General features: G+C 71.7%; 21 protein-coding genes and 1 pseudogene. 10 read left to right on the plus strand and 12 right to left on the minus strand.

What is annotated here, in order from left to right; translation table 11 throughout:
- The first annotated feature begins 96 nt into the window (after positions 1–96).
- Positions 97–1,005 (plus strand): class I SAM-dependent methyltransferase, encoded by a 909-nt coding sequence (locus C4U44_RS37025; RefSeq protein WP_103890508.1) that lies wholly within the window; start codon positions 97–99, stop codon positions 1,003–1,005.
- A gap of 30 nt (positions 1,006–1,035) precedes the next feature.
- Here C4U44_RS37025 and C4U44_RS43030 read toward each other — a convergent pair.
- Positions 1,036–1,218: pseudogene (locus C4U44_RS43030) on the minus strand (nuclear transport factor 2 family protein); the annotation flags it as partial.
- A 283-nt stretch (positions 1,219–1,501) separates the two neighbouring features.
- On the opposite strand from C4U44_RS43030, the gene C4U44_RS37035 reads away from it, so the two are divergent.
- The gene (locus C4U44_RS37035) at positions 1,502–2,818 is read left to right on the plus strand and encodes a PQQ-dependent sugar dehydrogenase (RefSeq protein WP_103890510.1); all 1,317 of its coding nucleotides are present in this window, start codon (positions 1,502–1,504) and stop codon (positions 2,816–2,818) included.
- A 7-nt stretch (positions 2,819–2,825) separates the two neighbouring features.
- Here the strand turns inward: C4U44_RS37035 and C4U44_RS37040 are convergent, their stop codons facing one another.
- Positions 2,826–3,689 carry a LysR family transcriptional regulator gene (locus C4U44_RS37040; RefSeq protein WP_103890511.1) on the minus strand — a complete coding sequence of 288 codons (864 nt, stop codon included), beginning with the start codon at positions 3,687–3,689 and terminating at the stop codon, positions 2,826–2,828.
- Positions 3,690–3,784: 95 nt separating this feature from the next.
- Here C4U44_RS37040 and C4U44_RS37045 point away from each other — a divergent pair, with 95 nt between their 5' ends.
- Entirely contained in the window at positions 3,785–4,102 is a 318-nt protein-coding gene (locus C4U44_RS37045; RefSeq protein WP_103890512.1) for a hypothetical protein, read from the plus strand.
- An 88-nt stretch (positions 4,103–4,190) separates the two neighbouring features.
- Here C4U44_RS37045 and C4U44_RS37050 read toward each other — a convergent pair whose 3' ends face one another.
- Positions 4,191–4,391: a hypothetical protein gene (locus tag C4U44_RS37050; protein ID WP_200823539.1), complete on the minus strand. Its 201-nt coding sequence runs from the start codon at positions 4,389–4,391 to the stop codon at positions 4,191–4,193.
- A gap of 348 nt (positions 4,392–4,739) precedes the next feature.
- On the minus strand, positions 4,740–5,333 hold the full coding sequence (locus C4U44_RS37055) for a DUF308 domain-containing protein (protein ID WP_103890513.1): 594 nt from the start codon (positions 5,331–5,333) through the stop codon (positions 4,740–4,742).
- Positions 5,334–5,912: 579 nt separating this feature from the next.
- On the opposite strand from C4U44_RS37055, the gene C4U44_RS37060 reads away from it, so the two are divergent.
- The 3 genes from C4U44_RS37060 (at position 5,913) to C4U44_RS37070 (ending at position 9,486) form a co-directional block, all read left to right on the plus strand.
- Positions 5,913–7,535: an ABC-F family ATP-binding cassette domain-containing protein gene (locus C4U44_RS37060; protein WP_103890514.1), complete on the plus strand. Its 1,623-nt coding sequence runs from the start codon at positions 5,913–5,915 to the stop codon at positions 7,533–7,535.
- Positions 7,536–7,625: 90 nt separating this feature from the next.
- Positions 7,626–8,195 (plus strand): CGNR zinc finger domain-containing protein, encoded by a 570-nt coding sequence (locus C4U44_RS37065; protein ID WP_103890515.1) that lies wholly within the window; start codon positions 7,626–7,628, stop codon positions 8,193–8,195.
- 136 nt (positions 8,196–8,331) lie between these two features.
- A complete protein-coding gene (locus C4U44_RS37070; RefSeq protein ID WP_103890516.1) occupies positions 8,332–9,486 on the plus strand; it encodes a serine hydrolase domain-containing protein in 1,155 nt (384 codons plus the stop codon).
- Positions 9,487–9,621: 135 nt separating this feature from the next.
- Here C4U44_RS37070 and C4U44_RS37075 read toward each other — a convergent pair whose 3' ends face one another.
- Complete coding sequence (locus C4U44_RS37075) at positions 9,622–10,110, minus strand: TetR/AcrR family transcriptional regulator (protein WP_103890567.1); 489 nt, start codon at positions 10,108–10,110, stop codon at positions 9,622–9,624.
- Positions 10,111–10,299: 189 nt separating this feature from the next.
- Between C4U44_RS37075 and C4U44_RS37080 the strand changes: the two genes are divergently transcribed.
- Positions 10,300–11,742 (plus strand): aldehyde dehydrogenase, encoded by a 1,443-nt coding sequence (locus C4U44_RS37080; protein WP_103890517.1) that lies wholly within the window; start codon positions 10,300–10,302, stop codon positions 11,740–11,742.
- A 98-nt stretch (positions 11,743–11,840) separates the two neighbouring features.
- Positions 11,841–13,394 carry an MDR family MFS transporter gene (locus C4U44_RS37085; RefSeq protein WP_107504006.1) on the plus strand — a complete coding sequence of 518 codons (1,554 nt, stop codon included), beginning with the start codon at positions 11,841–11,843 and terminating at the stop codon, positions 13,392–13,394.
- Positions 13,395–13,475: 81 nt separating this feature from the next.
- On the opposite strand, the gene C4U44_RS37090 is transcribed toward C4U44_RS37085, so the two are convergent.
- The 5 genes from C4U44_RS37090 to C4U44_RS37110 form a co-directional block, all read right to left on the minus strand.
- On the minus strand, positions 13,476–16,286 hold the full coding sequence (locus C4U44_RS37090; RefSeq protein ID WP_103890519.1) for a glycoside hydrolase family 2 protein: 2,811 nt from the start codon (positions 16,284–16,286) through the stop codon (positions 13,476–13,478).
- Between the two features lie 727 nt (positions 16,287–17,013).
- Positions 17,014–17,232, minus strand: coding sequence for a hypothetical protein (locus C4U44_RS37095; RefSeq protein ID WP_235032630.1), 219 nt, complete (start codon positions 17,230–17,232; stop codon positions 17,014–17,016).
- A gap of 223 nt (positions 17,233–17,455) precedes the next feature.
- The gene (locus C4U44_RS37100) at positions 17,456–18,079 is read right to left on the minus strand and encodes a ComEA family DNA-binding protein (protein ID WP_103890520.1); all 624 of its coding nucleotides are present in this window, start codon (positions 18,077–18,079) and stop codon (positions 17,456–17,458) included.
- A 297-nt stretch (positions 18,080–18,376) separates the two neighbouring features.
- Positions 18,377–18,949 (minus strand): hypothetical protein, encoded by a 573-nt coding sequence (locus tag C4U44_RS37105; RefSeq protein WP_103890521.1) that lies wholly within the window; start codon positions 18,947–18,949, stop codon positions 18,377–18,379.
- Positions 18,950–19,117: 168 nt separating this feature from the next.
- On the minus strand, positions 19,118–20,095 hold the full coding sequence (locus C4U44_RS37110; protein ID WP_103890522.1) for a helix-turn-helix domain-containing protein: 978 nt from the start codon (positions 20,093–20,095) through the stop codon (positions 19,118–19,120).
- Positions 20,096–20,302: 207 nt separating this feature from the next.
- Here C4U44_RS37110 and C4U44_RS37115 point away from each other — a divergent pair, with 207 nt between their 5' ends.
- Entirely contained in the window at positions 20,303–20,836 is a 534-nt protein-coding gene (locus tag C4U44_RS37115) for a CbrC family protein (protein ID WP_103890523.1), read from the plus strand.
- A 92-nt stretch (positions 20,837–20,928) separates the two neighbouring features.
- On the opposite strand, the gene C4U44_RS37120 is transcribed toward C4U44_RS37115, so the two are convergent.
- The gene (locus tag C4U44_RS37120) at positions 20,929–22,122 is read right to left on the minus strand and encodes a lytic polysaccharide monooxygenase (protein WP_235032631.1); all 1,194 of its coding nucleotides are present in this window, start codon (positions 22,120–22,122) and stop codon (positions 20,929–20,931) included.
- 275 nt (positions 22,123–22,397) lie between these two features.
- Positions 22,398–22,958 (minus strand): carboxymuconolactone decarboxylase family protein, encoded by a 561-nt coding sequence (locus C4U44_RS37125; RefSeq protein WP_103890525.1) that lies wholly within the window; start codon positions 22,956–22,958, stop codon positions 22,398–22,400.
- A gap of 68 nt (positions 22,959–23,026) precedes the next feature.
- On the opposite strand from C4U44_RS37125, the gene C4U44_RS37130 reads away from it, so the two are divergent.
- Positions 23,027–23,380 carry a winged helix-turn-helix transcriptional regulator gene (locus C4U44_RS37130; protein ID WP_103890526.1) on the plus strand — a complete coding sequence of 118 codons (354 nt, stop codon included), beginning with the start codon at positions 23,027–23,029 and terminating at the stop codon, positions 23,378–23,380.
- Positions 23,381–23,405 lie beyond the last annotated feature (25 nt).

Below are 23,405 nucleotides of genomic sequence, written 5' to 3' on the forward strand. Positions count from 1 at the left end.
CACCCCCGACTCGCTCGCCCCCTTGTTCCTGCTCCCCCACTCTCCCGCTACTCCCCCTCGCCCTGCGGGGGCTCCACTCGCGCCGACGGAGGACGCATGATCGACACCAAGCAACGGAACACCGACGGGGAGGACGTCCACGGAGGTGTCGGCCTGACCGCTCTCCTGGTCGCCGCGGCCCGGGCGATCGAGACCCACCGGGACGACAGCCTGGCCCGCGACGTCTACGCGGAGCACTTCGTCCGGGCGGCACCGGCCTGCGCGGGCTGGCCGGTGCACCCGCACGAGATTCCTGACGGCGACGCGAACCCGCTGTGGGGGCGGTTCGCGCGCTACTTCGGCCTGCGGACGCGGGTGCTCGACGACTTCCTCCTCCGGTCGGTGCGCGCCGCCGGCGCCCGCCAAGTGGTCCTGCTCGGGGCGGGGTTGGACACGCGGGCGTTCCGGCTCGACTGGCCCGCCGGATGCGTGGTGCACGAGATCGACCGGGCCGGCGTGCTGGCCTTCAAGCACCAGGTGCTCGGTGCCCTCTCGGCCACCCCGAAAGCGACCCGCGTGCCGATCCCGTTCGACCTGCGCGACGACTGGGCCGGGGCGCTCACCGGCGCCGGCTTCGACCCGGCGGCACCCAGCGTCTGGCTGGCCGAGGGCCTGCTGTTCTACCTGCCGGCCGACGACGAGACACGCCTCATCGACACCGTGCACCGGTTGACCACGGCGGGCAGCGCCCTGGCGTTCGAGGTCAAGCTCGAGAAGGACCTGCTGGCGTACCGCGACAGCCCGCTCTACACCGCGACGCACCAGCAGATCGGCATCGATCTGCTCACCCTGTTCGATCGCCGTCCGCGACCCGACTCCGCGGGCTCGCTCGCCGATCGGGGCTGGTCCACGTCGGTGTACACCCCCTTCGACTTCACCCGCCGCCACGGACGCGGCCCGCTGCCCGAGCCGAACGACGCGCTGGCGGGCAACCGTTGGGTGTTCGCGGACAGGCCCCGGCCGTGAGACGTGAGCCCCGCGCCTCCCCCGCGGGGCTCACCCGTGCCGGTGGTACGCCTTGTTGGCGATACGCCAGGCGCCGTCGGACCGCACCAGCAGGAAGACGTCGGTGAAGGTGTCCGGGCCGTGCCGGAGCGTCGTCGTCGCGGTCGCGACGGTGCCGTGGACGTCGACGGAGTCGATACGGCGGGAGCGGGCCGGCTCGTCCGGGGCCGGCCGCGGCGGCCCTGCTCGACGAGCTGGCGGCGGCGTTCGGCCCGGCTCGCCCCGTTCCGGCTCCTGCCGAGGGATGCGCCCGCCCGCCGGCGCCGAACGCATGACGGACGCGCGCGGGCAGGCCCCCGGAAGACTGGGCCGTTCCGGCGCCGGGGGCGGGTGGAGCTCGCGCCGGGCCCGGGCATCGGGTAGGAGTGGCCCGTAGGTGAATCGACCTGCACCGGGACCGCGTCGGGCACGCGGCACCCGGCGCACGGCACCGGAGACGAGAAGGGCGACCGCTCGGATGACGGCAAGGCGCAGGACGCTGGCGGAGGAGATCGGCCCCGGGTTCCGGGTGCAGGCCGCGCGGTGGGAGGAGCGGCCCCGGGCCGCACGCCACCGCGGCCGGGGCGCGGCCGCGGGCGCCCTCGCCGTGGCGGCGGTGCTGGTCGCGGGCTGCTCGTCGGGCTCGGGCGGCGCCACCTCCTCGGCGTCGGCGTCCACTTCCGGGTCGCCGTCCGCGAGCACGCCGGCCGTGACGGGCTCGGCGAGCGCCGCGCCCACGACGGGTTCGGCGAGCACCGCGCCCGCCTCGCCGACCGCGACACCGGGGGCGCCGTCCGGGTCGGCGACGGTCACGGGCACCCTCGCCAAGAACCTCGACGTGCCCTGGGGCATGGCCGAACTGCCGGGCGGCGACCTGCTGGTGGACTCGCGTGACACCGCCGTGGTGCAGCGGATCGCGGCCGGCACCGGCCGGCGCACGGTCGCCGGCACCGTACCCGGGGTGGTCTCCACCAGGAGCTCCGAGGGCGAGACGGGACTGCTGGGACTCGCCCTCTCACCGCACTTCTCCACCGACCGGCTGATCTACCTCTACTTCTCCACCGCGACCGACAACCGCATCGCGAAGCTGACCTACACCCCCTCCGCGGCCCCCGGCCACCAGCTCGGCACCCTGCACGTCATCCTGAAGGGCATCCCGCGCAACATCCACCACGACGGCGGCCGGATCGCCTTCGGCCCGGACGGCATGCTCTACGCGGGCACCGGCGACGCCGAGAACCTCGCGCTGCCGCAGAACAAGTCCTCCCTGGGCGGCAAGATCCTGCGGATGACCCCGGACGGCAAGCCCGCGCCGGGCAACCCCTTCGGCGACTCCGTCGTCTACACCATCGGCCACCGCAACGTGCAGGGCCTGGCCTGGGACCCGCAGGGGAACCTGTGGGCCGCCGAGCTCGGCGACCGGAAGGCCGACGAGCTGAACCTGATCCGGGCGGGCCGCAACTACGGCTGGCCCGCCACCCAGGGCAGGACGGACCACCCCGGATACACCTCGCCCGTCGCGCAGTTCGGCACCGAGCTGGACTCCCCCAGCGGCATCGCCTGGGCGGACGGCTGCATCTGGATGGCGGCCCTGAAGGGCGAACGGCTCTGGCGCATCCCCCTGGACGGCACCCGGCTCGTCGCCGCCCCGCAGGGCAGGCTGGTCGCCACCTACGGCCGGCTGCGTACCGTCCTGGCGTACGGCGGCGGACTGCTGGTGACCACCAGCAACACCGACGGCCGGATCAGCCCGAAGCCGGGAGACGACAAGATCCTGAAGGTGAAGGTGAGTTGACGCGCCATCAGTCCCGCAGCGGGCCGCTCGCCTCGAGAGCCGCGCGGACGAAGGCGGCGACGGGCGGGCGCCGGTCGGACTGCGACCAGGCGACGACGAGGCGGCTGCGCGGCGCGTCGACCACCGGGACGTACACCAGGCCCGGGTGCTCGGGCCGGGCGAGCGAGCGCGGCAGGACGGCGAGGGTGCGGCCCAGCTGGATCAGATGGACCATCTGCGCGGCGTCGGCGATCTCCGGCCCGTCCTCCCCCTCGGGGACGCCGGTCCAGTCGACCCCCTTCCAGCGCGGCAGCGTCTCATGCTCCAGGTCCGCCATGGTCAGCTCCGGGCGCGACGCGAGGCGGTGGCCCGGCGGGAGGATCGCCACGCGCCCCTCGACGGCGAGCGTCTCGTGATCCAGCCCGGACAGGTCGTCGAACGGCGCGTACAGCAGCGCCACGTCGGCCCGCCCGTCGCGGACGTGGTCGGCGCGGTCGGTGGCGCCCCCGAAGATGATGTCCACCTGGTGGGCGCCGGGCCAGCGGGAGTAGGCGGTCAGGATGTCCAGCAGCAGGCCGGCCTCCCCGCCCGGCTTGATCACCAGCCGCAGACGGGCGTCCCGGTCGCCGGCCCGCCGGGCCCGCTCCGCCGCCGCACCGACCGCGTTCAGGGCGTGCCGGCCGTGGTGCAGCAGCGCCTCACCGGCCGGTGTCAGCACGACGTGCCGGCTGGAGCGCTCCAGAAGCGTGACCCCCAGCCCCGACTCCATCCGCCGGATCGCCTTCGACAGCGTCGGCTGGGCGATCGCCAGGCGCGCGGCGGCACGGCCGAAGTGCAGTTCCTCGGCGACGGCGACGAAGTACTCCAGCTCCCGCGTTTCCAGATCGGCCATGCGCTCAGGCTACCGCCGTTCTCCATTCCCCCCGGCTATGGATCGAGAGCCTACGGGCCTTGGACGCGGCGGAGAAATGCCTGTTCAATCGCCTCATGATGCAGCACACGATGATCGTTTCGTTCGACCAGCCGATTCCCGACAGCGATCTGGACGCCTACCTCAAGGACGTCGAGAACCTCATGACGGGGTCCGGTCACGTCCGGACGTTCTCCGCCCGGCGCCACATCCGCGTCGCCGGCGACGACCACGCCCCCGTGTTCGTGGCCACCGCCGTCGTGCAGCTCGGCCTCGCCGACCTCGCCGCCCTCAACGCGGCCTTCGCGATGCCCGAGACCTTCGAGCTCATCGGCCGCTGGCAGGCCCGCCACCCGTACAAGGTGGTGTGGGTCAACCACGAGCCGCTGGGGTAACCGGCGGCGGCCCTGCCGGCTCCAGGGGCGGCGAGGCACCCCGAGCCACCCCGCGGGCGGAGTCCCCGGCCCCCGGACCTCCGGGGTCCTACAGCCCCAGGTCCATGGCCAGGCAGTTGAAGTGGTTCCACGACGCCTCGGAGTTGTATCCGTTCTTCACGGCCTCGCTCACCTCGACCTGCTTCACCTCGACCATGTCCTCGAACTGGACGCGCTCGGGGAGCTGGCCGAAGCGGGCGTGGCGGGCTGCCGCGGCGCTGTCCGCGCTGACCTTGACGGTGATGTTCATGGCCGACCTCCGCTGTTCGGTGGCTGATCGCGCTTCCCGCGCGACCGGATCAAGCGTCGCATCCCCATCGTCACCTGTCAAGGTGGTGACGCATGGAAAACGCCCACTCTCCACCCCCTGACCAGGGACCGGCGTACAGCCGTCCAGGGGCGGGAACCGGCCGATGGGACACATGCCGGTACAACGTGCGGCGCGACCGGATGTTTCCCTGCCGGCGACTTTTCCCGCCGCCGGGGCCGACCGCGCCCGGCTTCCACTCCCCGCCCGGGGCGCACGCACGCGTGCCCTGCTCCGCGAAGAGGTCGCGAAGCAGGGCACGCACGGGGCCGGCGGGCCCGGGGGGCGAGGTCAGGCGGTCTGGGTGCGGACCTGGCGGGTCCGCCAGGCCAGCAGGGCGGCCTGGGCGATGAAGAACACCCCGCCACCGGCGGCGTACGTCACCAGCGCGCTCAGCGACGGGTCGTCGCCGAGGGCCTGCACGTTGTAGAAGACGCCGACCAGGAGGGACAGGCCGCCCGCGATCAGCATCGGCCACTGCTTGCCCAGCTCGGGACCGCGCCGGCGCAGGCCGACCAGCACCTGGGCCGCGCCGGAGATGACGGCCCACGCCCCGAACACGTGCAGCACCGCCTCCACCCCACTGGCCCCCGCCAGGCCGACGCCGATCGCGGCGAGCGTGCTGAGCACCCCGTTGAAGAGGGTCACCCGGCGCTCCGAACCCTCCGGCAGCGCCCGGTAGTCGATCAGCGAGGACACCGCGTCGATCAGCGGATAGACCACCAGCAGGGTGATCGCCGCGCCGTCGAGCGCGTCGCGGGCTCCGGCGAACGCCACCGCCCAGACCACGGCGAGGATCCCGCGGCTCAGGTAGAGCCGGACCAGGGAGGAGCGCTCGCCGCTCGCGGCCGACGGGTGGGCGGACGTCGAGGTGTTCGTGTTCATGGGATCGGCCTTTCCAGGGTCCGCGGGTTCGGCGCGGGGCAGTCAGGTGTGAGCTAGGGGTGCGTGGCGGGCTTCGAGGCCGGATGGCATCTCCGCCCCGCGGAAACCCGCAGGTCGGCGGTAATAAAGGCCCCGCGCTTCCGGGTGAGATGAGATTCGCACACCATGACGTCACCCGTCAAGACGGTGACTCGTGCGCGAGGGGGAGACCTCGCGGATCCGCCGGTGGAGACACATGTGTGCCGCCGGTGAGGTGGGACGGCGAGCGCTGGTCCACGGCCGCCGGCCGCTCGCTTGGTAGTCTCGGCACGGCGCCGATCGTGGAGCACCGGCCGTCCGGCGCCCACGTGGAGCGCCGATCGTGGAGCGAGGAGACCAGACATGGCGGGCGACGACGACATCTCCGGGTGAGCACCCGGCCCCGTCAGGCCACCGGCCGATGCCCAGGCGCATCGCCGTCGTGGCCGACTCGTCGTCCCTTCCCCCGTCCATGACCCGGGCAGCAACTCCTGCCCGCTGGTAGCCACTTCGCGACCCGCGCGTCCGGCGGGCCGCGTCACGACCCCACTTGGCGGACCGATGCCCCAACCTGCCCTGCTCGCCCACGACATCATCCGTACCCTCGGGACCCGGCGGGTCCTCGACGGCGTGTCCCTCAGCGCGTCCCCCGGCCGCCGGATCGGGCTGATCGGCGAGAACGGCGCCGGCAAGTCGACGCTGCTGCGCCTGCTCGCCGGCGTGGACGAACCCGACGCCGGCCACGTCACGCGCCCGGCCGATCTGGGCTTCCTGCACCAGGAGATGCCGTTCGACGCCGCGGCCACGGTCGGCGATGTCCTCGACGAGGCACTGCGCGAGGCCCGCGCCGATCTCGCCGCGCTCGACCTCCTCACGGACCGGCTCGCCCGCACCCCGCAGGATTCCCCCGGCTACGCCGAACTGCTCGACGCGTACGGCGCGCGGCTCGAACAGGCCCGGCAGCGGGAGTCCTGGGACGCCGACCGGCAGGCCGCGATCGTGCTCGACGGGCTCGGCCTCGGCGCGATCGGGCACGAGCGGGCGCTCGGCTCGGTCTCGGGTGGCCAGCGCAGCCGGCTCGCGCTGGCCGCGCTCCTGGTCCGCCGACCCTCCGCCCTGCTGCTCGACGAACCGACCAACCACCTCGACGACGGCGCCGCCGCCTTCCTCGAGGAGCGGCTGCGTACCCTGCCCGGGGCTGTGGTGGCGGCCAGCCACGACCGGGCCTTCCTCGACGCGATCTGCACGGACCTGATCGACCTCGATCCGGCCGCGGACGGCCCGGTGCGCTTCGGCGGGGGCTACAGCGCCTACCAGGCGGCGAAGCGAGCCGAGCGGGACCGCTGGGAGCGCCGATTCGCCGAGGAGCAGGCGGAGTTGGTCGCGCTGCGGCAGGCCGTGTCGACGACCGCGCATCGCGTCGCCCCCGATCGCGGGCCGCGCGACAGCGAGAAGATGGGATACGGCCACCGCGCCGGCCGGGTGCAGCACCAGATCTCACGCCAGGTGCGCAACGCCGCCCGCCGGCTGGAGGAGGCCGAGCGCGACCAGGTCGCCGAGCCGCCCGCTCCGCTGCGCTTCCGCGGTGGGGCGCTCGCCGCGGCGTCCGGCGACGGCACGCTCGTCTCGCTGCGCGACATCCGCGTGCCGGGGCGGCTGGAACTCGCCTGCCTGGACGTGCCGCCGACGCGGCGGCTCCTCGTCACCGGCGGCAACGGCGCGGGGAAGTCGACCCTGCTGGCCGTGCTCGCCGGACGGCTCGTGGCGCGGGGCGACGTACGGCGACGACCCGGGCTGACGGTGGGGCTGCTGGCCCAGGACACCCTCTTCGAGCGGCCCGAGCACACTGCGGCCGGCACCTACGAGGCAGTGCTCGGCGAGAGGCGGGCGGGGGAAGTGCCGCTGGACTCGCTCGGGTTGCTCCGCGGGTCCGACCTGGACACGCCGGTCGGGCAGCTGTCCGTCGGCCAGCGACGCCGGCTCGCGCTGGCGCTCCTCGTCGCCCGCCCGCCGGAGCTGCTGCTCCTCGACGAGCCCACGAACCACCTCTCCCCCGGGCTCTGCGACGAGTTGGAGGACGCACTCGGCTCCGGTCCGGGTGCGATCGTGGTCGCCACCCACGACCGCTGGCTCCGCCGCCGCTGGCAGGGCCCGACCTTCCACCTGGAGGCCCGGCGGGGCTGACCGCGGGCGCGCGAGGGGAAACCGGACGCCGGCCGTTTCCGTCGGTGCCGCACTCTTGCCTCGTGCGCCGTCACCTGTCGAAATGGTGACATGAACCTCCCTCATGTGTTCGTTTGCGGGAATCCCGCGCTCGACTTCGCGGCGACGCTCCTGGCGCGTCGTTCCGCGCGGTTCGAGATGCTGGCGAGCCCCGACCGGTTGGACGCCTGGTACGTGGAGTCGGGACTCGTCGACACCGTCTCACCCTGCCAGGAGGCCGACGTGACCCGCGCGAGGTCCGTACGCGAGGCGGTTGACGCCCTGGTCAAAGCCCTCCTGCTCGGCCGGGCATACGGCGGCCGGGCCCTGGTCGTCCTCAACGCCGCGGCCCGCCGCCCGACCGCGGTACCCCGGCTCACCGGGTCCGGGCGATGGACGGAGGCGACGCCCGAGGAGGCGCTCGCCGCCGTGGCCCGGGAGGCCGTCGAGCTGCTGAGCGGGCCCGACGTCCCGCTGCTCAAGGAGTGTGATGAACCTGCGTGCACACGTGTCTACCTCGACCGCTCCCGCGGCATGCGACGGCAGTGGTGCGCCATGGAGCCCTGCGGGAACAGGATCAAGGCCGCCGCCTACCGAGCCCGCAGAAAGGCCGCGCCGGCGCCGTCCGGCGCGACCCGCTGACACCCACCCGCTTCGGGCCACCACCCGATCGACCCGGGGGATGTCCCCATGGTCGCCTCCCGGACGGAGCACCTAGTTTCGGCACCGTCAAGGGGCCGTACCGGCCACAACAGACCGTCTTACCCGAGGAGTTGCCGTGAAGACCTACCTGCGGGCGCTGGGCGCGGCCGTCGCTCTCACCGTCGGCGCCGCCTCTCCCGCCCTGGCCGCGCCGCGGACCGCCACCGGCCCCTCCAGTCCCTCCGGACACTCCGGCACTGCCGCGGTACAGCAGGTGCTGGACCGGCTGACCGGCGAGGACGGGGCGCCGGGGGCGCTCGCGCAACTGCGCACCGAGCGGGGCAGCACGACGCTGACCAGCGGCGTTGCGGACATAAACACGCAGGCGCCGATGCGCGCCGACAGCACCTACCGCATCGGCAGCATGACCAAGATGTACGTCGCGACGGTCGTGCTGCAGCTCGTGGGCGACGGCCGCGTGTCGCTCGACGCGCCGGTGGAGCGCTACCTGCCCGGTGTCGTGCGGGCCAACGGCAACGACGGCCGGAACATCCGCGTGCGGGACCTGCTCCAGCACACCAGCAGACTCCCCGACTACCTGGCGTACTGGACACCGCCGCAGATCCTGGCCGACCGGTTCGCCCACCACGACCTCTCCGAACTGCTCGCCGTCGCCCTGGCGCACCCGCCGGTGACGGTGGACACCCCCGGCGGGTTCCACTACTCCAACACCGACTACGTGCTGCTCTCCCTGCTGATCGAGAAGGTGACCGGCCGTCCGTACGGTACGGAGATCTCGCAGCGCATCCTGAAGCCGCTGGGGCTGCGTTCCACGTCGGTGCCGGGGGACGCCTCGACGATCCCGGGAACGCACCCGCGCGGCTACGTGAAGCTGTCCGCCGACGCCGATCCGATGGACGTGACGGAGTTCGACCCGACGGTGGCCGCCGGGGCCGGCGACATGATCTCCAGCGCCTCGGACATGTCGCGGTTCCTCGGAGCCCTGCTGGGCGGGCAACTGCTGCCCCGGCCGGAACTGGCCCGGATGATGGACGTGGAACCGACCGGACATGCCGGCAGCCGCGCCTACGGGTTGGGGCTGGAGCGCTGGTCGCTGCCGTGCGGCGGCGTCTTCTGGGGGCACCAGGGCGACATCTTCGGCTTCGAGACGATGACCGGCGCGACCACGGACGGTCGTCAGGCCACGGTCATGGTCAACCTCGACCCGGGCGGCACGGACGCCCAGGATGCCGACGTCCAGGCCGCGGTGACCACCGCGCTGTGCTCCTGACCGGCCGCTCGCCCGCTCCGCGGTCGCCGCACCACGACAGGTGCCGCGCCCGCGAGGCGGACAAGCGGCCGGACGGGGTCCGCCCACGTCCGGCCCCGCCCGCCGCCGGCCCGGGGCTCCGGGCCGACCGGCACCTCACGCCGCGCCGATCCCCCGCAGGAGCGTGTCGACCACCGTGTCGGCGGCCTGGGCGGCGCTGACCTCCGGCAGACGTTCCGCGGCCAGCAGCATCAACTGCGGCAGTACGGCGCTCGCCCAGCCGGCCGGCAGACCGGAGCGCAGCAGCCCCTCGTCCGCGGCGCGCGCGAGGAAGGCGTCGACCTCATGGACCGATACGTCGCGCCGGCGGCGCACCGCGTCCTCGGCCAGCATCCGGTCGAGGTCGACCGGCCAGGTGCGGTTCACGTCGATGATGCCCTCGACGTAGCGGTGCAGCGCCACCGCGACGGGCGCCTCGCGCAGCCTGGCCTCCTCGATGGCCTGCTCGATCGCGGCGAGACGCGAGGCGTAGATCGCCGCGAGCAGGTCCTCGCGGGAGGCGAACCGCCGGTAGACGGTCCGCCGGTCCACCCCGGCCTCGGCCGCGATCGCGCCCATGCTCGCGGCCGGATCGACGGCGAGCATGCGGGCTCCGGTGGTCAGGACGGCTTCCAGGTTGCGTGCTGCGTCGGCTCTCACGTCCCTCAGCATATCCCTCGATGGGGAGCCTGTGCGATGTACCGCCACAGCCTTGCGTAGATATCTCTCACAAGTGCTACAGTGATGAGGCGGTTGGCAGACGGCCAGCAGCACCCTCCCGAACGGAGCACGACCGTGATCACCTACGACCGCCTCTTCGTCGCCGGTTCCTGGACCGAGCCGAGCGACCCGGAACTCCTCGACATCCTGTCCCCGCACGACGAGGCGGTCCTGGGCCGCGCCGCGCAGGCCCGGCCCGCCGACGTGGACCGCGCGGTGGCCGCCGCCCGCGCCGCCTTCGACGAGGGCGAGTGGCCCCGGACGGCGCCGGCCGAGCGGATCGCGGTCCTGCGCCGGCTCAACACCTTGCGCGAGGAGAACGCCGAGAAGATCGCCGCCCTGATGTCCGCCGAGAACGGCTCGGCCGGATGGTTCATGCGGGCCGGCCAGGCCGGGCTCACCCGGCAGGCCAACGCCTACCTCAAGGCTGCCGAGGAGATGCCCTGGGAGGAAACCCTCGTCCCCTCCGACCCCGCCTCCCCCGCCCGCAGCGTGGTGCGCCGCGAGCCGATCGGCGTGGTGGCCGCCGTCATCCCGTGGAACTCACCGTTCTCCGCGGCGATGGCCAAGATCATCCCCGCACTGCTGGCCGGCAACACGGTCGTCCTCAAGGTCTCCCCGGAGAACTCGCTGAGCATGGGCTTCCTCGCCGAACTGCTGCAACGGGCGGGGGTTCCCGAGGGCGTCATCAGCGTGCTGCCCGCGGACCGGCAGACCAGCGAGCACCTGGTCTCGCACCCGGACGTCGACAAGATCGCGTTCACCGGCTCGACCGGCGCCGGCCGCCGGATCGCCTCGATCGCCGGGCAGCAGCTCAAGCGGGTCAGCCTGGAGCTCGGCGGCAAGTCCGCCGCCGTCATCCTGCCCGACGCCGACGTGCACCAGGCCGTGCAGGGACTGAAGTTCGGCTCCCTGCTCAACAACGGCGAGGCGTGCATCGCCCAGACCCGCATCCTCGCGCCGCGCAGCCGGTACGAGGAGGTCGTCAGCGCGCTCAAGGACCTCGTGGAATCGCTCAAGGTCGGCGACCCGAGCGACCCCGACACGTTCATCGGCCCGATGGTCCGCCGCGACCAGCAGCAGCGGGTGCGCGACTACATCCGGCTCGGCATCGAGGAGGGCGCCCGCCTCGTCACCGGCGGCCCGCAGATACCGGCCGGCCTGGAGAGCGGCTACTACGTGACCCCGACCGTGTTCGCCGACGTCGACACCTCGATGCGGATCGCCCAGGAGGAGATCTTCGGCCCGGTCCTGGTCGTCATCGGCTACGACGACGAGGACGACGCCGTCCGCATCGCCAACGACTCCGAGTACGGCCTGTCCGGCGGCGTGTGGTCCTCCGACGAGGCGCACGCCCTCGCCGTCGCCCGCCGGATCCGCACCGGCACGGTCACCGTCAACGGCGCGTCCATCGGCTTCGACGGGCCGTTCGGCGGCTTCAAGGCCAGCGGGATCGGCCGCGAGTACGGCGCGGTCGGCCTCGGCAGCTACACCGAGTACAAGACCGTCACCCTGTGACCGCTCCGTGAGGCCGGTCCGCGCGACCGGCCCGCCCTCCCGCGGCCCCCCGCACCCCCCCCGACACCCTGAACCGAACCTTCCGAAAGGCCCCTCCGATGCCTGGCACAAGGCAACTCGACACACCCCGCACCCCGTCACGCGCCCCGGGCGTCGCGGCCGCCATGAGCGCCCTGGTCCTGGCCGTGCTCCTGGCCTCGCTGGACTCCACCATCGTCTCCACCGCGCTGCCCCGCATCGCCGAGGACCTGCGCGGGTTCGACAACATCGCGTGGGTCAGCGCCGCCTACCTGCTGGCCTCGACCGCGGTCACCCCGCTGTGGGGCAAGCTCGGCGACATGTTCGGGCGCAAGCGCCTGTACCTCCTGTCGACCGGCCTGTTCCTCATCGCTTCCGTCGCCTGCGGGCTGGCCCAGGACCTGCCGCAGCTCATCGGTGCCCGCGTCCTGCAGGGCGTCGGCGGAGGCGGCATGATCGTGCTGACCTTCGCGCTCGTCGGTGACATCGTCAGCCCGGCCGAACGCGGCCGCTACCAGGGCATGTTCGGGTCGGTGTACGGCGTCGCCAGCATCGTCGGCCCGCTGCTGGGCGGGGTCTTCACCGACCAGCTGTCCTGGCGGTGGGCGTTCCTGATCAACCTGCCGATCGGCGTGGTGACGCTCGTCATCGCGGGCCGGGTACTGCCGGCCGCGACCCGCAGGACGGCGGCCCGCATCGACTACCTCGGCGCGCTGCTGCTGGCCGCGATCGCCACCGGCATCGTGCTCGTCACGTCCTTCGGCCAGCGCTGGGGCTGGGGTTCGCCGTCCATCGTCGGCCTGATCGTCGCGACGGTCGTCCTCGCCGTGCTGGTGGTCCCGGTGGAACGCCGCGCCGCCGCCCCCATCCTGCCGGTGACGATGCTCACCTCCCGCACCGTGGTGTTCTCCTCGCTGATCGGATTCGCCGCCAACGCCGCGATGTTCAGCGTCCTGCTCTACCTGCCGACGTACCTCCAGGTGGTGCACGGGGTGTCGGCCACGCTGTCCGGGGTGCACATGCTGCCGCTGGTACTCGGCCTGGTCGTCAGCCAGTCGCTGGCGGGACGCTGGTCGGTGCGGGTCGAACGCCTGCGGCTGATCCTGGTCACGGGCATGGCGCTCAACGTCGCCGGACTGCTGCTGCTCGGCACGCTGGGGGCCGGCACGGGCACCGTGGCTCTCAGCGCGTACTTCCTGGTCGCCGGTGTCGGCATGGGCATGGTCCCGATGGTGGTGCTCACCGCGGTGCAGAACAGCGTGCCCGCCCAGGACATCGGTGCTGCCAGCGCCGTGGTGACCTTCGCCCGGTCGATCGGCGCCGCTTTCGGGGTCGCGATCTTCGGCAGCCTGCTGACCAGTGACTTCGCGCACCGGCTGCACGGCCTGCCGGTGACCGGCGGCTTCGACCCGGCCCGGCCGGACACGATAGCGGTGCTGCCCTCCGCCGTACGGCACGCCGCCCTGGAGGCCTTCGCCCGCGCCACCGGCACCGGGTTCCTGTGGCTGGTGCCGCTGGTCGTCGCCGGGACGCTGCTCGCGTTCTTCCTCGCCCCGCACCGGGACACCGCGAAGGACGCGCCCGTCGGCTCCCCCCTCGCGCAGGGCAACGGCGAGCGGGCGCCGGTGGCCTGAGCGAGCCTGCTCCCGGGAGCGCGCGGGTACGGCCGACCACCGTCGGCCGTACCCGCGCGTTCCGGTCATCCGCCGAAGGCGTCACCCACCGAAGGTGTCCACCGCCGGACGGGTCGACAGCGCCTCCTGGTTGAAGGTGACCGCCACGCCGTGCCCGCGCAGCCGGGAGGCATGCTGGTCGATCCCCCAACCGTCGATCCGTACGCCGACGTCCTTGTGGCGCCGGACCTGGTCCCCGGTCAGCACCGCCCGCACGGTGCCGGACTCGCCGCCCGCCAGGTTCAGGTAGTTGTCGCTGAAGGTGGCCGGCAGGATGCGCTCACCGGTCCTGGTGTCGTACGCCTGCAGGTGCAGCATCAGTGCCATCGCCCGGCCGGTGTTCTCGACCTGCACGTCCAGTTCGAGGCCGTCCTGCGTGTGCTTCCCGTCGGCCACGACGGAGACGGCCGCCTCGGGCGCGTCGTCCAGGCTCACGAATCCCGCCGCCTTGGCCGGGTTCTCGATCCAGTAGAAGTTGCGGACCGGCTCCGCGCCGTGCGCGTCCTCGAACACCAGCCGGACGAAGGCGACATCGGAGGGCGCGCCGGTCAACTGCGAGGCCAGGGAGCCGATCACGGTGTGATCGGATGCCGCCGCCCCGCCCACCGGCAGGGACGCGTCCGCGAACGCGGTGCCGTTCAGGTCGTAGAGGGTGGCGCTGACGGTGCCCCGCAGCGCCGTCCGGGTGTGGTTGGCCACCACCACGTCCAGGGTATGGCTGTTGAGGATCACGTTGACACGCCGGCACGCGTGCTGGACCGCGTAGAACGCCGCGTGCGCCTCCAGGTCGTGGCTGTACATCTGCCAGACGAAGCTCGGCTGCGCGGGGTTGGTCATCCACATGATGACGCCGGTGCTCGGGTACGGCCTGCCCGCCGCGGCGCTCTCCATGTTCGCGGCGCGCGCCTCGTAGATCGACTTGATGCACTCGTAGTTCATCAGCTGCGACTTGCGGGCGAAGTCCGGGAGGTTGCGCGGCTCGCCGTAGCGCTGGGCGGTGAGCCGGATGTAGCCCGCGCCGCCGCCATTGCCCCCGTTGCCGTTGACGTCGCGGTCGGCCCAGGAGTCGTCCGGGTGCTCCCACGACGCCTCGGGGATCATCTTCCGGATGAACTCCAGCGTCGGGATCGAGTAGGAGCCGACCTCGTTGTGGAACGGCGGCCACTGCGTGCCGTCGCTGAGCGAGAAGTGGGTGCTCGGGGTGACCCAGTGGTAGGGGCCGCCGGAGCTGTACCCGCCGATCGGGTTCGCGCCGGTGTCCCCGGCCGAGCTGGTCAACGAGGCGCGCTTGGGGTCGAGTTCGGCGACCAGCGCGTCCAGGCCGTCGATCAGCTGCTGCGGCGGCGGGCCCTCGTTGCCGCCGCACCACAGCAGCACCGAGGGGTGGTTGCGGAACCGCACGATGCAGTCGCGGATGTTGTCCAGGTCGCGGGCCGCGTTCTCCGGCGGCGGGCCCTCGGTCGAGCAGAAGAAGTCCTGCCAGACGAGGATGCCGTACTCGTCGCACGCCTCGAAGAAGTCCTCGGTGCTGCTCTGCCCGTTCCAGTTGCGGATCAGGTTGAGGTTGGCGTCGCGGTGCAACCGCACCTGCGCGCGCAGCCGTTCGCGCGGTATCCGCTTGAGTGCCTCGTCCAGGCCCCAGTTCCCGCCCATCACCAGGATCGGCTGGTTGTTGACGGTGACCGCCAGGCAGTCGATCGGCGTGCCGGTCGACGGCGACTGGATCGGCTTGGTGTACTCGATCCGGCGGACACCGAAGTCGACCGTCCGCTCGTCGTGGACCTGGCCGCCGGCCTCGACGCCGATCGTCAGCCGGTAGCGGTGCGGATCGCCGTAGCCGTTGGGCCACCACAGTTTCGGTCGCTCCAGCCGCAGCGCGGCGATGTCCTTCGAGGTCAGCGAGATCGTGGACGAGCCGGCCGCGACGCTGACGGTGTGCGCGAACGCGTGCCCGTCCAGCGACCCCTTCACCACCACGGACTCGGCGCCGCCGAACGCGCTGTCCAGCCCGAGGTCGATCGCGATGTCGGCGGTGCCCAGGTCGGCGGAGAGGGTCGGGTCGACATGGACGTCGGTCAGCCGGACCGGTCCGGTGGTGGACCAGGTGACCGGCTGCCAGATGCCGAGGTCCCGGTCGGGAATGGTCGGCAGCCAGTCCCAGCCCGCCGTGCAGAAGAACGTCGGCCCGTTCTTCAGGGTGATCCCGGTCTTGCCGCCGTTGCGCCCGCCGCGGGTCACGCCGCTGGCGTAGCTCGGCAGCGACGGAGGATCGGTGTAGTCCAACTTCCCGACCAGCACCGCGAGATACGCCGTGCCGTCCGCCTTCGCCACGATGTCCGTGACGTCGAAGACACCGCGCTTGAAGGCGCCCTCGATGGTGCCCACCTGGGTGCCGTTGAGCCAGATGGTCGCCAGGTAGTTCACGCCCTCGAACTGCAGCCAGAACCGCTGACCCGGAATCAGCCGGGGAACGGGGAAGGAGACCCGGTACCAGTAGCCGGTGTCCTTGAGGGTGTCCGGAATCGTGTCGGTCACGATGTGGCCGTACAGCGGATCGGGGTACTCGCCGTTGGCGATCATGCTGGTGAGCGGGGTCCCCGGCACAACGGCCGGCTTCATGCCCGCGACGGGCTGCGCGCTGGACAGCCCGCCCCCGGACGCGGTCGTGCCGTCGGCCGCGGCGAAGGTCCAGCCGCTGGTGATCTCGTGGCCGCCGACCTGGAAGGGGTGCGGGTCCGAACTGCCGCCCGTCGTCGCGCCGGCGACGCCGGGCAGCCCGAGCGCACCGAGCACACCTCCGCCGGCGATGGTGATCCCGCTGGACAGGAAACGCCTGCGATTCAACTGGGTCACGTCGCTCCCGAGTTTTGACAACGTTGTCAGAGAGCTCTATGATCCGCAGCGCCCGAAGGCTTTGTCAAGGAGTCGGGGGCAGTTGGGGCGAGAGTGGCCCTGCGGGGCGGTGCGTTTTGCGCGGCGGTCCGCGGGGTTTTCCGGGTATCGGCTGAACCTCTTCCCGTGGCGGCGGCCGGAGGGGCACCGGCTGGGCCTGGGGCGCGGCGGGCGCCCTCGGCCACGGGCGAAGGGGGGTGTGCGGCGCCGAAGACAGGCTCGCCCGGATCGACCGGCAGCCCCAGAAGGCCACCATCAGCCTCGGCATGCCTACGACCAGGAGCAGGAGCCACGAGCAGCAGCGCATCCCGAGAGGAACCGGGCCGCGATCCGAGCACGTGGACGCTCGGCCGGCTGCAGACGTTCATTCCTGACGCCCGTGGCACAGAACTTGAGAGGGCACGCGTTGCGGCGCAGGGACAGGCATACCGATCTTCACGCCCCCAGCGGCCGCGGGTCTCGCCGAGAACTGGCGCCTTCCCGTCGAGCGGATCCGCGAGCTGCGGTGGCACAAGAACCTGACGGACCATCTGGAAAGCCTGGTCGGCCACCTGGCACCAGGACCGGTCCGTGAGCGACTTGTCGCCTGGACCGCGATACGACCGCGCCTGCCTCGACCGGCTCCAGGGCCATCGGATCGCCTCAACCGAGTTCTTCAACCGGAGGTTCGGCAAAGGGCGGTCGAAGATCAGAACGGCACCGAGAGACCGGAGTCGCGCAGTCGGGCCAGAGCAACGGACATGCACTGCTGAACGGTCCTCCCGTCAGCTCGCATCCCATGCTCCAACGGGCCGCCGCTCGCGGCGAACGTCCACGCGGGCGCGTTGTCAGCCAGTCTCTCGGCGTCCATCCTGATCATGGCGTTCACACCCTGCTCGCCGAGCCACTCCAGGATCAGAAGCGTCACGTCCTCGACGCCATGTCCCTCATCGATCTTCGGCCAACGGCCTCGGTTCCCAGTCATCACCCCGAATCCATCGAGTCCCCGGAGGTGACGACCTGACTCGCGATCAGCCTGGGTGCGAGCCTCATCGGCGGGTGAGGGGGGAACCCTGCGCCCGGAGTGCCGGCCCGGGGCCACCCGGCCGCAGCCCGGCAGCGTTCACCCGCCGGTCACCACCGACTGCCACCTACAGGAAGACCGCGTGCTCCCGCAGTTCGTCGGTCAGGTTCGGCGGCAGGTCCAGGGTCGCGCAGAGGTCCTCCGCGGAGGTGAAGAGTCCGATGCTCTGGCGCGTCTCTTCGATGCGCTCGGCGATCTGCGGGGTGATCCCAGGCAGCGTGCAGAGGGCCTCCGGCGATGCGTGATTGACGTCGACCAGGCCGAAGTCCTGCGTTCCGGGAAGGTCCGGGCGTCCCACGCCCACCTCCCGGGCCAGCACCGGGTCCTTCGCCGCCAGGCGGCGGCCCTTTTTCCGTTTCTTGATCCGCTCGCGGGCGGCGATGAGGACAGGAGTGCCGTCAGGGCCCCGCCGTACCTGCTGTATCCGCCGGGTGGCGTCCTTGGAGACGACGGAGAGGTGCACGATGCCGCCGAACCAGGCGACGGCGAACGGAATCGGGGCGAGATCGGCCGCCAGGTCGGTCAGGCTCGAGCCCGACACGGCTTCCAGGACGCAGAAGGCGACCATCAGGGCGGCGTACACCGCGGACCACACGAACCAGGCGCGGCGTTGCGCATTCCGGCCGAGGTTCAGGAACACGGCCCAGGTGAAAAACCCGCATCCGACGACGGCCATGACGAACAGCGGCACGAGGTTGACGCGGGGGCCTTTGGGAGCAGGACTGCGTGGTGCGGGAACAGGCTGCGGCTGCCATGGGCCTTGCGGGGCGGGCGGGTACGTCACGTGACGAACATTAGCGATATGGGGCACCCAGCACTATGGTCCTTTCGGTACAGCCCCCGGTTCGGGATGCCGTGACCGCGGAGCCCGTTCCGACCGCGAGCGGACCGACGCCGGATGCCGGAGCTGATCCGCATCCGAGAGGGGGGTCGTGGAGGCAGGCGTGGCCGAACATCCCAGCTGGGGACCGGCGTTGCGGGACAGGCGTCAGGTGACGGTCACGAAGACCTCCGGATCGGCAGGGATCCGGAAGTCCCGGCCCAGCTCGACGGCCACCGTGAATCGTCGGTTCACGTCCAGGTCCTTCGGGATGCTGACGAAGGTCCCAGTGATCCTGCCCACGCCGCACCCCATCCCCTCACCCACCGGCTCACCCGTCTCACTGCCGTCGTTCGCCTCGTCGGGATGAGCTGACCGGTCCGGGTCGGCCAGACCCTGCCCGGCGAGATAGTCCACCAAAGCCTGCCGGGTGGTATGGAAGACGGCCTCGAAGGAATAGTCGGCCGCCGGCTTCCCGGCCGACTCATGGGTCGTGTAGTGCAGCCCGGTCGCCACCAACGGCAGGCTGATCTGCTCCTGTTGAAGCGCCGGGGCCAGCGCGGTGTCGCTGCCCGGGCAGGCCCTCGCATCACCGAACGGATGGTCTGCGCCGAAGATGTCACCCGCGAACAGCCAGGCCGTCACTGCCAGGACGAGGCCAACAGGCACGGCGAACAACGCGAACCGCCGCAGCCGCTGCCGCCGCGCTTCCGCCTTCTGCTGCCATGCCCTACTCAGCATCGCGCCCTCCCCCACCCGTGAGCGGCAGGAGCCTAGCCACCACCACAGAACAATGCTGAGCCGGGGTCAGTGGATCGGCCTGGCCGACCCCGCGAGGAGATCCGCGACAACCTCCACGCCCGTATCGACGAGGCGCGGCGCGAGCGCCGGCCCGGTGAGGTCGAACGGTCAGTGTTGCTCGATGACTTGGGGGTCAGAACCCGCGTCGATCGCGTCGGCCAGCCATGTGTACAGAGCAGCACGCGGGGACTGCGGCGTCTGGCCGTGCATGACGGCCAGCAACCGGCGGTACCGTTCCAGGCGCTCGTCGATGCCGGCGTCCAGGTGGGCCCTGAGGCGGTTCCGGACGGCCGTTCGACGCTCGGGGCCGGAATCGCCGAGCAGGCGGTCGACGACCTCGGCCGCCAAGGGCGAGTCCGGCGCGATGCCCTCACGCATCGCCGAACCGATGGTGCGATCGAGGTTCTGGGCGAACCGGCGATGCCGGTCCGGCTCGGAGTGCCGACCGGCTCCACCGGCCCTCGCCGGGCTGCTGATGCTCTGCTCCATGGCTCGCCGCGCCAGCTGCTGGAATTGCGGATCCTGCACCATCTCGGACAGTTCCAGCCAGGCGTCCAGCTGTTCCTGGGTCGGGGCGTCCGGCAGCCGGTGGCCGCCGCCGCTCAACCGGTCGCGCAGCTGGGTTCCGGCGTCCAGGCCCTCGCAGACGCGGGCCGCGAAGTCGTCGATGATCTGCTGCCGCTCCTGCGCCGACAGCCGTGCCATACGGTTCAGACGGTCCATGTCCTCGGGCTCCTCCCGATCTCCTGCGGCGATGACGGACAGCACGGCCCGGCGCAGCCGCAGTGTGGTGATCCGGGCGTCGAGTGCCGCGACATGGATCGCGGCCACCTCGGCCACGGTGTTCTCGCGGCTCAGGACGCGCCGGACCTCGGCATGGCTGAGACCGAGCTCGCGCAGGGTGGCCACCAGCTCCAGCCGGGCCAGCCCGGCCGGGTCGTAGAGCCGGTGCCCGCCCGTGCTGCGCGTGGCCTCGGGGACCACGCCGGTCTCCGACCAGTACCGGATGGTCCGTACGGGCAGTCCGGTCCGGCGGGCGAGGTCACCGATGGTCAGCAGCGGGGCAGTTGCTTGGGTGCCGTCCATGGCTTCGAGTCTGCGACCTCCAGCCGCTGGAGGTGCAAGCCGCTCCTCACCCGAACCTCGGACCCGACCGGGTGGAGCCCGCGAAACCCGCCCGGATCAGTCCCAGGACGTCGAGGTCGGCTCTTGATCGCGGACCGTTCGCGCGGGGAGACTGCCTGCCATGGGATCAGTGGCCGTGGCGACGAGGGCGCGGACCGGCGGGCTGCGATGAGTGCGAGCCTGCCGTTCTTCCGCTATCACCCGGACCCGGTCGCGAGCGGGTCCCTCCGCGAGGCAGCCGAGACATGCGCGTGCTGCGAACGCGACAGGGGCTGGATCTACACGGCGACCTTCTATACGGCCCGGGAGGTCAACGGACGGTTCTGCCCGTGGTGCATCGCGGATGGAAGCGCGGCCGAACGGTTCGCGGGCGAGTTCGCCGACTCCTTCGGGCTCGCCGGTGTCGGCGATGACGTCCTGCACGAAGTGACCCGCCGTACGCCTGGGTTCCACGCCTGGCAGGATCCGCACTGGCTCGTCCACTGCCGGACCGCGGCCGCCTTCATCGGTGAGGTCGGGTACGCCGAGCTGGCGGCACGTCCCGACGCCCTCGACCAACTGCGGGCCGACATGCGCCTCGACGGCTGGCGGGACGAAGCCCGAATCGTGGAGTTCCTGACCCGCCTGGGCAGTTCAGCCTCCGCCATGCTGTTCCGCTGCACGGTCTGCGGGACACACGTCGCCTACGTCGACGCGTCGTAGGATCCGCTCCACCCTTCGCCTCCTCACCTGCCCGGCACGGAGGGATCGGGGCCGGGCCGGGGTTCCGGTCCGGCCCCGAAGCCAGGGACGGCTCAGGAGAAGGAGCAGGTGATGGATCCGTTGGGCAGGTTGATGCCGGTGGAGTTGGCCGTGAAGCCGAACGTCGTCGAGCCGTCCGGCCCGATCGTTCCGTTGTAGGAGGCGTTGGTCACGCTGACCGCGCTGCCGTCGGCGGACAGGGTGCCGTTCCACAGCGTGGTGATCTTCGTGCCCTCGCCGGGCGTCCAGTCCACTTCCCAGTGGCTGCTCGGCGAGGTGCCGTGGTTCATCACCTCGACCTCCCCCTGGAAGCCCCCGCTCCAGGAGTTGGTCACCGAGTACATGGCCATGCAGTCCGCATCGCCGGTCCCGCCGGTGGTGCTGCCAGTGGTCCCGGTGCTGCTCCCGCCGGTGGTGCTGCCACCCGTGGTGGTGCTGCCGGTCGTCCCCGTGGTGCTGCCGCCGGTGGTGGTGCTCCCGGTCGTCCCCGAGGTGGTCCCCCCGGTGGTGGTGCCGCTGCCGTTGTGGATGCCGGTCACCTCGCCGTTGCCTCCGTCGAAGGCGATGTCGGAGCAGGAGAAGAAGTTCTCGTTGCTGTCCGAGCGCACCCACTGGATGAACAGCAGGGCGTCACCGGTACGGCCCGAGGGCAGCGCCTGGTCCCAGTAGTAGTGGCCGCCGTCGGTGCCCGGCGAGCCCACCGCGGGCGGGTCGGTGACGCTCCCGATCTGCTCCAGGTCGGCCCAGGCCAGGGGGGTCGTGGGGGACCATCCCTGCTTGGTGAGGTACACCCGGAAGGTGCCGGGGTGCTGGGCCCAGTTGCTGTACTGCAGCTGGATCGAGGAACCGGACGTCAGATGCGTGCGGGGCCAGTCGTCGCGAGCCGCGCTGTACGCGGAGAAGTCGTACGGCGACTTGTTGCCGGCGCTGCAGATCGTTCCGTCGGGCACGTATCCCGCACCACGACCGGCCGCATTGGAGTCGAGCACCGCGAACCAGTTGTAGAGGGGAGTGGTGCCGCTCTCGGCGACGGCGGCCGCGCAGGCGGGATTGGTGGGCTGCAGCGCGCCCGTCGAGGTCACGGCGTCCTCGTAGCACAGGTACGTACGGGAGCCGGGCATCATCGCGACACCGTGTGCCTGGGCCGAGCTCCCGCCTAAAAAGACGAGGCCGAAGGCCGAGACCAGGGTGGCGAAGGCGACCGCTGCCAGCGACAGCTTCCTGCTTCTCTTCGGTTTTCTCTGCACGGTGGTCGACCTTTCCGTAGCGTCCCCGGGGCCGGAATCCACCGCGGCCGGGCCGGGGAGCGAGTGGGGGGATACGAGCAGGGAGCAACCAACGTCATCATGGGAGCGCTCCCACATTTTCGAAGCTAGCAGCGGACGCGCGGCGCGTAAACAGTTCGTCACGCCGGCCGCTACCGAGCGAGGTGGCGCTCCCCCAGGGTCCGCAGACCACGGGCGAGGAAGGCGCGCTGAGGCCCGGGGGCAGTTCGGCAGCGTCAGGCGCTTCCGCGGTGGAGTCACCGTCTCGGGAATCGGACGCCCCAGGTCTCTTCGTCCAGGAGGAGCCCGTTGGCCAGGTAGCTGATGGTTCGGTACCAGCCGTTCAGGACGAGGAGTTCGAGCAACTGGGCATCCTCGTAGTGAACGCGCAGAGCGTCCCAGGCGGGCTGGGAGAGCCGGGCCGTGTCGTGCAGTTCGTCGACCGCGTCGATCAGTGCGGCGTGGCGCGACGGCCATGCCGCACTGGCTGCCGTACGGGTCTCGGTGGTTGCCCGCAGCTGTTCCCGGCTGAGTCCTGCCTGCTGGGCGAGCGTCGCCGCATGCACGCCCCATTCGTAGGCGCAGCCGGCGCGCGCGGTCACGCGGGCGATGACGATCTCGCGGTCGATGGCGGGGAGAAGCCCGTGGCCCAACAGCCCGGCGCCCAAGGAGAACATGCGTGAGGCCAGTTCCGGGTTGCGATGCAGGACCCGGAACAGGGCGAGTGGTTCGCGCGGCACATCAGGAGGCATCCATCGGCGGAGTGCCTGGTCGACGGAGGGAGGGTACGGCGGGGCGAGCGGTTCGATGCGCGGCATGCGGCAACCTCCTGCTTCGATTTTCGCATCACTATGATGCTTCGATAACCGAAGCGCAAGGAGTGGGCATGGAAGCAAGAGGGCCGCGGCCGGGTGTGCCGGTACGAGGGTCCGAGTCGGGCCGCCCGGTCATGGCGGCACTCGACCTGCTCGGACGACGCTGGACGATGCGCATTCTGTGGGAACTGAGCCAAGTCCCAGCCGGCTTCCGGGAGTTGCAGCGCCGCTGTGAGCGCATGTCCTCCAGCGTGCTCACCACCCGGCTCGACGAGCTGACCAGCGCCCGCCTGCTCACCCTGCAGCCGGATGGCTACCACCTCACCGCGCTCGGCCGGGACCTTGTCAAGGCACTGAGCCCGCTGGACGCCTGGAGCCGACGATGGGCCAAGGAGACGGGCGACATGACGACCGAAGAGTCCTAGGGCTCGGAATCACCGAACGAACTTG

This window comes from Actinacidiphila yanglinensis (assembly GCF_900107965.1).
GTDB lineage: Bacteria > Actinomycetota > Actinomycetes > Streptomycetales > Streptomycetaceae > Actinacidiphila > Actinacidiphila yanglinensis.